This is a genomic window from Variovorax sp. 20P10.2.4, assembly GCF_058244205.1.
Window position 1 is genome coordinate 1 of the sequence record NZ_JBZAYE010000331.1, and the last position, 8,015, is coordinate 8,015.

Below are 8,015 nucleotides of genomic sequence, written 5' to 3' on the forward strand. Positions count from 1 at the left end.
ACGCGCAAGCGCAACTGGCTTTCGTCCACCTGTGGACCGAGGCCGCCCCGGGCTCCGAGACCATGAAGACCCTGCACGCAGCCGCGCGAACCCTGCGCGGCGACATCGAACAACCCGAGACCTGAAGGAAGCACGATGCCCTTCGTCACCAACGATCCCAACATGCTCGACGACTGGCTGGTCGTCGGCCCCGCGAGCGCGCTCGCCGGCCGCTCGCAGCGGCAGCCCTACGGCACCTGCCTGCTCGGCGCCACGCTCTCGCTGTGGGCCGAGGCCGACGGCACGCCGCAATGCCGGCTCGGCACGCAGCCGCTCTCCGTGCAATCGCGCCACGGCTACCTCTGGGTCTGCCCCAGCGGCCGGCCCGCGCGCCCGCTGTTCGCGTTTCCGGAATACACCGAGCCCGGGCGCCGCCTCGTCGATTGCGGCGGCATCGGCGTCGCGGCGTCGGGGCTGCGCGTGATCGAGAACTTCCTCGACATGGCGCACTTTCCCTTCGTGCATGCCGACTACCTCGGCAAGGTGCCGCACACCGAGGTCGCCCGGTACGAGGTGGCGATCGAGCCCGCCACCGGCGAGATCTGGGCCACCGACTGCCGCTTCTGGCAGCCGCGCGCCTCGGCCGCGCACGACAGCGGCGCCGACGTGCGCTACACCTACCGCGTGATGCAGCCCTTCTCGGCCATGCTCTACAAGTCGAGCCTGCGGCCCGAGGCGCAGGACGCGATCGGCCTGTTCCTGCAGCCGCTCGACGACGAGCACGTGATCGCCCACACGGTGCTGGCCTACTTCGACGACGTGTCGAGCGACGCCGAGCTCATCGCGTTCCAGCACACGATCTTCGGCCAGGACAAGCCGATCCTCGAGAACCATGCCTTCAAGCGCATGCCGCTCGAAGGCCGCGCCGAGACGCCGACGCGCGGCGACACCACCTCCGTCACCTACCGCCGCTGGCTGCGCGAACGCGGCATGCGCTTCGGCACGAGGGCCGCCGCATGACGACGCTGCTCAGGCTCCACGACTACCCGCTCTCGGGCAACTGCTTCAAGGTGCGGCAGCTGCTGGCCTGGCTGGCCGTTCCCTACGAGGCCGTGCCGGTCGACTTCTACCCCGGGCGCGCGCACAAGTCGGCCGCGTTCCTCGCGCAGCTCAACCCGCTCGGCCAGATCCCGGTGATCGAAGACGAGGGCTTCGTGCTGCGCGACGCGCAGGCCATCCTGGTCTACCTCGCGAGCCGCCACGACGCCCGGCGGCGCTGGTACCCCGACGATCCGAGGCTGCGCGGCCAGGTCGCGATGTGGCTCGCCACGGCCGACGAGATCACGCGCACCGCCTCGGCCGCGCGGCTGCACGACGCGCTCGGCTACCGCCATCTCGACATCGAGGCCTGCCGCGCCGGCGCGCGCGCCGTGTTCCGCGTGCTCGACGACCACCTGGCCGAGCAGGCCAGCGCCGGCCTGCGCTGGCTGGCCGCGGCGGCCGAGCCGACGATCGCCGACCTGGCCTGCTTCCCCTACGTGGCGCTGGCCGGCGAAGGCGGCATTTCGCTCGACGAATATCCCGCCCTGCGACACTGGGTCTGGGATTTCCGACACCTGCCCGGGTTCATCGGCATGTCGGGTATCTTCCCCGCTGGCCCCGCCTGAGTATCCTTGGGGCCTCGCGCCGTCTTCCGGCCCCCATTCCTTCCCTCCTCCCCCCCTTTCCCCCCGAACACGTCATGAAAACCAAAGCCGCCGTCGCCTGGAAATCCGGAGCCCCCCTGACCATCGAAACCGTGGACCTCGACGGCCCCCGGTTCGGCGAAGTGCTCGTCGAGATCAAGGCCACCGGCATCTGCCACACCGACTACTACACCCTGTCGGGCGCCGACCCCGAGGGCATCTTCCCCGCCATCCTCGGCCATGAAGGCGCGGGCATCGTGGTCGACGTCGGCCCCGGCGTCACCACCCTCAAGAAGGGCGACCACGTCATCCCGCTCTACACGCCCGAATGCCGCCAGTGCAAGTTCTGCCTGTCGCGCAAGACCAACCTGTGCCAGCTGATCCGCGGCACCCAGGGCAAGGGCCTGATGCCCGACGGCACCAGCCGCTTCAGCCTCGACGGCAAGCCCATCGCCCACTACATGGGCACCTCCACCTTCAGCAACTACACGGTCGCGCCCGAGATCTCGCTGGCCAAGATCCGCGAGGACGCGCCCTTCGACAAGGTCTGCTACATCGGCTGCGGCGTCACCACCGGCATCGGCGCGGTGATCTTCACGGCCAAGGTGGAAGCCGGCGCCAACGTGGTGGTGTTCGGCCTCGGCGGCATCGGCCTGAACGTGATCCAGGGCGCGAAGATGGTGGGCGCCGACAAGATCATCGGCGTCGACCTGAACCCCGAGCGCGAGGCCATGGCACGCAAGTTCGGCATGACCCACTTCATCAACCCGAAGGACACCGAGAACGTGGTCGACGCCATCGTGCAGCTGACCGACGGCGGCGCCGACTACAGCTTCGAGTGCATCGGCAACACCAAGGTGATGCGCCAGGCGCTCGAGTGCACGCACAAGGGCTGGGGCCGCAGCATCATCATCGGCGTGGCCGAGGCCGGCGCCGAGATCGGCACGCGCCCGTTCCAGCTGGTCACCGGCCGCAAGTGGGAAGGCTCGGCCTTCGGCGGCGCGCGCGGCCGCACCGACGTGCCGAAGATCGTCGACTGGTACATGGAAGGCAAGATCAACATCGACGACCTGATCACCCACACCATGCCGCTCGAGAAGATCAACGACGGCTTCGACCTCATGAAGCGCGGCGAGTCGATCCGCGGCGTGGTGCTCTACTGACGCCGCGGGTGCCGACCATGGAACGCATGGAGCCCCTGCGCCGCATCGAAGCCGGCGTGCTCGAGGTCGCCTACCACGAGAGCGGCCCGGCCGACGGACCGCCCGTGCTGCTGATGCACGGCTTCCCCTACGACATCCACACCTATGCCGAGGTCGCGCCGCTGCTCGCGGCCGAGGGCTGCCGCACCATCGTGCCGTACATGCGCGGCTACGGCGGCACGCGCTTCCTGAGCAAGGACACGCCGCGCTCGGGCGAACAGGCGGCCTTCGGCGCCGACCTGCTGGCGCTGCTCGATGCGCTGAAGATCGAGCGCGCCGTGCTCGCCGGCTACGACTGGGGCGGCCGCGCCGCCTGCGTGGTGGCGGCCCTGTGGCCCGAGCGCTGCGCGGGGCTGGTATCGCTCAACAGCTACAACATCCAGAACATCGCCAAGGCGATGGAGCCCGACACGCCCGAGAACGAGCACAGCCTCTGGTACCAGTACTACTTCCACAGCGAGCGCGGCCGCGCCGGCCTGCAGAAGGACCGCAAGGCCTTCGCGAAGCTGCTGTGGAAGCTGTGGTCGCCGACCTGGCGCTTCGACGACGCCACCTTCGAGCGCAGCGCCGCGGCCTTCGACCATCCCGACTTCGTGGAGGTGGTGATCCACTCGTACCGCCACCGCTTCGGCCTGGTGGCGGGCGATCCGGCCTACGCCGACATCGATCGCCAACTGGCCGCGCAGCCGGTCATCCGCGTGCCCGCGATCACCTTCGACGGCATCGACGATGGCGTGCGGCCACCGGCCGAGGCTGCGGCGCATGCGCCGCGCTTCAGCGGACCGCGCTCGCACCGGCTGGTGCCGGGCGTGGGCCACAACCTGCCGCAGGAGGCGCCGCGCGCCTTCGCCGACGCGGTGCTCGAACTGGTGCGGGGCGCCGCATGACCGATCTGCTCAAGACCCTGTCCGAGCACCACTGCTTCGGCGGCGTGCAGGGCTTCTACGAACAGGCCTCGCACGAGATCGGCCTGCCGATGCGCTTCTCGGTCTACCTGCCGCCGCAGGCCGCGAACGAGCGCGTGCCGGCGCTGCTGTACCTCGCGGGCCTGACCTGCAACGAGGAGACCTTCGCGATCAAGGCCGGCGCCCAACGCATGGCCGCCAGCCTCGGCCTGGCGCTGATCGCGCCCGACACCAGCCCGCGCGGCGCGGCCGTGGAAGCGCTGCCGGGCGCCACCACGAGCTGGGACTTCGGCATCGGCGCCGGCTTCTACCTCGACGCCACCGAGGCGCCCTGGGCCACCCACTGGCGCATGGAGAGCTGGATCGTGCAGGAGCTGCTGCCGCTGGTGGGCCGCCAGTTCGCGATCGACACCGCGCGCCTGGGCATCTTCGGCCACTCGATGGGCGGCCACGGCGCGCTGACGCTGGCGCTGCGCCATCCGGGGCGCTTCCTCTCGCTGTCGGCCTTCGCGCCGATCTGCGCGCCCACCCAGTGCCCCTGGGGCGACAAGGCGCTGCGCGGCTACCTCGGCGAACCCGGCGACGACCGCGCGGCCTGGCTCGCGCACGATGCCAGCGCGCTGATGCAGTCGCAGGTCGCGGCGCCCTATCCGCACGGGATCCTGGTCGACCAGGGCCTGGCCGACAAATTCCTCGCCGAGCAGCTGCATCCCGAAGCCTTCGAGGCCGCCTGCTTCGCCGCCGGCCAGCCGCTCACGCTGCGGCGCCACGCGGGCTACGACCACGGCTACTACTTCATCCAGAGCTTCATGGCCGACCACCTGGCGCACCACGCGCAGGTGCTGCGCGGCTGAACGAACGGCCATGTCCGACGCCCAGACGCCCGCCTTCCACCTGCGACTGCGCGATGGCGCGGCCGAGGAGAACATGGTGCTCGCCGGCATCTGGCGCCGGGCCTGGGCGGCCTCGCATCCGGGCACGCCCGTGATCGAGCCGATCTCTCACTGGCTGCAGCGCGTGCGCACCGAGTTCGTGGCGCCGGCCGAGGTGGTGATCGCCGAGCGCGACGCACAGGCGCTGGCCTTCATGGTGCTGCACGACCGGCGCGAGTACGTGGCGCAGCTGTTCGTCGATCCGCACCTGCGCAACCAGGGCCTGGGCCAGGCACTGCTCGACGAGGCCTGCGTGCGCATGCCCACCGGCTGGCGGCTGCACGTGGCGCTCACCAACACCGCGGCGCAGCGCTTCTACGAGCGCTACGGCCTCGCGCGCGGCACGGTCGACCGCCATCCGACCAGCGGGCGCGAACGCATCAGCTACCACTGGTATCCGGCGCGCGCGCCCTGGCGCAAGGCCTGAACCCATTCGCCGTCTTCTTCACCATGCGCATCGACCACATCGCCCTCTGGACCACCGACCTCGAACGCTGCAAGCGCTTCTATGTCGACTACTTCGGCGCCGCCGCGGGCGAGGGCTACGTCAATCCCGCGAAGGGCTTCGCCTCCTGCTTCCTGAGCCTGGGCGACGGCGCCCGCATCGAGGCCATGACCACCCGCACGCTCTCTCCGGTGACGGCCGAGCCCGGCGCGCAGCGCATGGGCTGGACCCATCTCGCGATCAGCGTGGGCTCCGAGGAAGCGGTCGACGCGTTGAGCCGCCGGCTGCAGGCCGACGGCTACCCGCTGCTCGACGGCCCGCGCCGCACCGGCGACGGCTACTACGAGAGCGTGGTGCTCGACCCCGACGGCAACCGCATCGAGATCACGGCCTGAACCCCACGAACACCCCATGCACTACCTGCTGATCTACGACACCGCGCCCGACTACCTCGAGCGCCGCGGTGAATTCCGCGATGCGCACCTCGCGCTGGCCTGGCAGGCGGTGGAGCGCGGCGAGCTGCTGCTCGGCGGCGCCACCGGCAACCCGCCCGAAGGCGCGCTGCTGCTGTTCGAAGCCACCTCGCCCGCGGTGCCCGAAGCCTTCGCCAAGGTCGATCCCTACGTGACGAACGGCATCGTGACCGGCTGGGGCGTGAAGGCCTGGAACACGGTGGTCGGCGCGCAGGCCTCGACGCCGGTGCGGCCGGCCGCGGGCGGCACGCCATGAAGAACGCCTTCGCCGACAGCCTGCACGAGACCTTCGAGCGCTTCGGCCGCATCGACATCCGCCGCATGTTCAGCGGCTTCGGCATCTACCACGAGGGCCGCATGTTCGCGCTGGTGATACGCGACACCCTCTACCTCAAGTCCGACGCCGAGAGCGCCGCGCATTTCGACCGCCTGAACCTCGCCCCCTTCACCTACGAACGGCAGGGGCAGCAGATGCCGATGTCCTACCGCGAGGCGCCGCCCGAGCTGTTCGAGGACCGCGAGGAAGCGGCCCTGTGGGGCCGGCGCGCCTACGAGGCCGCGCTGCGCTCGGGCACGGTGCCGAAGGCGATGCGCAAGGCGGCCGCCGCGAAGAAGGCGGCGGCGAAGAAGGCGCCCGCCAGGAAGGTGGCGGCGAAGAAAACCGTCGCGAAGAAGGCTGCACCGGCCAGGAAGACCGCCGCGAAGAAAACCGCCCCGGCGAAGACGGCCCGGAAGGCGGCCTCCCGTTGAACGCACCTCGCACACCCCTGCCCCCTCTGCCCGAACGCGAGGAGATCGCGCTGCTCGAACCCTTCGAGGGCCTGGGCCTGAACGACATCGTGCTGGTCGCCACGCGCGACGATGCCGAGCGCGCGGCCGCCGCGCTGCTGGCCGCGGGCGTGGTCGGCTTCGACACCGAGTCCAAGCCCACCTTCGCCAAGAACGAGGTCTCGACCGGCCCGCACCTGGTGCAGTTCGCCACGCGCGAGACCGCGTGGCTGTTCCAGCTGCATCGCAGCGACTGCAACGAGGTGCTGGGCGCGCTGATCGGTTCCGAGGCGCTGCGGAAGGTGGGCTTCGGCCTCTCGAGCGATCTCTCGCTGATCCGCCAGAAGCTCAAGGTGGAGCCGCGCGCGGTCCACGACATCGACGACGAATTCCGCCGCCGCGGCTACCGCCGTTCGGTCGGCGTGAAGACCGCCGTGGCGCTGGTGTTCGGCCAGCGCTTCACCAAGTCGCGCAAGGCCACCACCTCGAACTGGGCCAGCCACCGGCTCAGCGAGGCGCAGCTGCGCTATGCGGCCAACGACGCCTACGCATCGATCCGCGTGTTCGACGCGCTGCAGGACAACCGTTCACGCTGAGCCTGTCGAAGCGCAGCGCGAGGCTTCGACAGGCTCAGCCCGAACGGTTCTTGGACTACGCCTCAGTCCCGCCCCGCCTCGAGGATCGCCTGCGCGAGTCGCTTGGGGTTCGAGAAGAACATCTCGTGGCTGCCCGGGCATTCGACCAGCCGGAACAGCCCCAGCCGCTCCGACAGCCGCGGATGCCACGGCAGGCTGTGCGGCAGCGCGATGTCCTGCTGGCAGTTGACGTAGGACTTGCCCACCTGCAGCGCGGCCATGGGCTGGCTCAGCACGATCTTGTCGGTGAAGGTGCGGTACGGGTGCGGGTTGAGCTGCTCGTAGGCCGAGCGCGCGAGCGCCATGTCGGCGTCGTTGATGAAGGCATCGCGCCAGATCTCGAACGGCAAGGTCACGGCCTGGTCGTTGGCCGCCGCCACCGCGTCGAACAGCGCCACGTAGTGCGGCGGCACCATGTCGTTGAGCGACTCGCCGGGCTGCGGCACGAAGGCGTTCACGTAGACCAGCCGCGCGATCTTGCCGGGCTGCTGCGCGAGGCGGTCGGCCACGCCCGTGATCACCATGCCGCCATAGCTGTGGCCCACGAGCCGCAGCTGCGAGAGGTTGTTCTCCTCGATGTACTGCAGCGCCGAATCGATCGCGTCGGCCAGGCCGATCTTCGCGCGGTCGTCGCCGGGCCGGTTGCCCGCGAGCGTGGGGCAGTGCACGGTGTGGCCGGCCTCGCGCAGGCCGTTCGCGACGGCCTCCATTTCGGCACCGGTGTGCCAGGCGCCGTGGATCAGGACATAGGTGTCGGACATGGGGGTCTCCTCGTTGGGTGGATGCGGGTTGCTGGCGATCGAACGCAGCGACTGTAGAAATCCCGCCGCGCCGCCGCTGGCCGCTAGCCGCCAGCGCGATGGCCGATTCGCGCCAGCCGCAGCGCGCCCGGCGTGGCGCCCAGCTGCTGGCGGCACAGGCGCACGAAATGCGAGGCATCACGCAGGCCGACGCGAAAGCCGATCTCCGCCACGGCCAGCCGGTCGAAGCG

The 8,015-nt window shown here is 70.3% G+C and carries 12 protein-coding genes; 10 read left to right on the forward strand and 2 right to left on the reverse strand.

What is annotated here, in order from left to right:
* Positions 1-135: 135 nt before the first annotated feature.
* The 10 genes from AC27VN_RS25555 to AC27VN_RS25600 all read left to right on the forward strand — a co-directional run bounded on the left by AC27VN_RS25555 (position 136) and on the right by AC27VN_RS25600 (position 6,985).
* The gene (locus tag AC27VN_RS25555; RefSeq protein ID WP_490878329.1) at positions 136-999 is read left to right on the forward strand and encodes an aromatic ring-hydroxylating dioxygenase subunit alpha; all 864 of its coding nucleotides are present in this window, start codon (positions 136-138) and stop codon (positions 997-999) included.
* Positions 996-1,646 carry a glutathione S-transferase family protein gene (locus tag AC27VN_RS25560; protein ID WP_490878330.1) on the forward strand — a complete coding sequence of 217 codons (651 nt, stop codon included), beginning with the start codon at positions 996-998 and terminating at the stop codon, positions 1,644-1,646. Before AC27VN_RS25555 ends, AC27VN_RS25560 begins: the two co-directional genes overlap by 4 nt.
* Positions 1,647-1,720: 74 nt before the next feature.
* Positions 1,721-2,827: an S-(hydroxymethyl)glutathione dehydrogenase/class III alcohol dehydrogenase gene (locus AC27VN_RS25565; protein ID WP_490878331.1), complete on the forward strand. Its 1,107-nt coding sequence runs from the start codon at positions 1,721-1,723 to the stop codon at positions 2,825-2,827.
* A 17-nt stretch (positions 2,828-2,844) separates the two neighbouring features.
* On the forward strand, positions 2,845-3,753 hold the full coding sequence (locus AC27VN_RS25570) for an alpha/beta fold hydrolase (protein WP_490878332.1): 909 nt from the start codon (positions 2,845-2,847) through the stop codon (positions 3,751-3,753).
* The gene (gene fghA, locus AC27VN_RS25575; RefSeq protein WP_490878333.1) at positions 3,750-4,625 is read left to right on the forward strand and encodes an S-formylglutathione hydrolase; all 876 of its coding nucleotides are present in this window, start codon (positions 3,750-3,752) and stop codon (positions 4,623-4,625) included. The genes AC27VN_RS25570 and fghA overlap by 4 nt, the downstream gene beginning before the upstream one ends.
* Positions 4,626-4,635: 10 nt before the next feature.
* Positions 4,636-5,130 carry a GNAT family N-acetyltransferase gene (locus tag AC27VN_RS25580; protein ID WP_490878334.1) on the forward strand — a complete coding sequence of 165 codons (495 nt, stop codon included), beginning with the start codon at positions 4,636-4,638 and terminating at the stop codon, positions 5,128-5,130.
* A 23-nt stretch (positions 5,131-5,153) separates the two neighbouring features.
* Positions 5,154-5,543: a VOC family protein gene (locus AC27VN_RS25585; RefSeq protein WP_093343160.1), complete on the forward strand. Its 390-nt coding sequence runs from the start codon at positions 5,154-5,156 to the stop codon at positions 5,541-5,543.
* A gap of 16 nt (positions 5,544-5,559) precedes the next feature.
* On the forward strand, positions 5,560-5,877 hold the full coding sequence (locus tag AC27VN_RS25590; RefSeq protein WP_490878335.1) for a YciI-like protein: 318 nt from the start codon (positions 5,560-5,562) through the stop codon (positions 5,875-5,877).
* A complete protein-coding gene (locus AC27VN_RS25595) occupies positions 5,874-6,371 on the forward strand; it encodes a TfoX/Sxy family protein (protein WP_296778349.1) in 498 nt (165 codons plus the stop codon). Before AC27VN_RS25590 ends, AC27VN_RS25595 begins: the two co-directional genes overlap by 4 nt.
* Positions 6,368-6,985, forward strand: coding sequence for a 3'-5' exonuclease (locus AC27VN_RS25600; RefSeq protein ID WP_490878336.1), 618 nt, complete (start codon positions 6,368-6,370; stop codon positions 6,983-6,985). Before AC27VN_RS25595 ends, AC27VN_RS25600 begins: the two co-directional genes overlap by 4 nt.
* A gap of 62 nt (positions 6,986-7,047) precedes the next feature.
* Here the strand turns inward: AC27VN_RS25600 and AC27VN_RS25605 are convergent, their stop codons facing one another.
* Together AC27VN_RS25605 and AC27VN_RS25610 are read right to left on the reverse strand one after the other, a co-directional pair.
* A complete protein-coding gene (locus AC27VN_RS25605; protein ID WP_490878337.1) occupies positions 7,048-7,785 on the reverse strand; it encodes an alpha/beta fold hydrolase in 738 nt (245 codons plus the stop codon).
* Positions 7,786-7,868: 83 nt separating this feature from the next.
* Positions 7,869-7,997 carry a helix-turn-helix transcriptional regulator gene (locus tag AC27VN_RS25610; protein WP_490878338.1) on the reverse strand — a complete coding sequence of 43 codons (129 nt, stop codon included), beginning with the start codon at positions 7,995-7,997 and terminating at the stop codon, positions 7,869-7,871.
* Positions 7,998-8,015 lie beyond the last annotated feature (18 nt).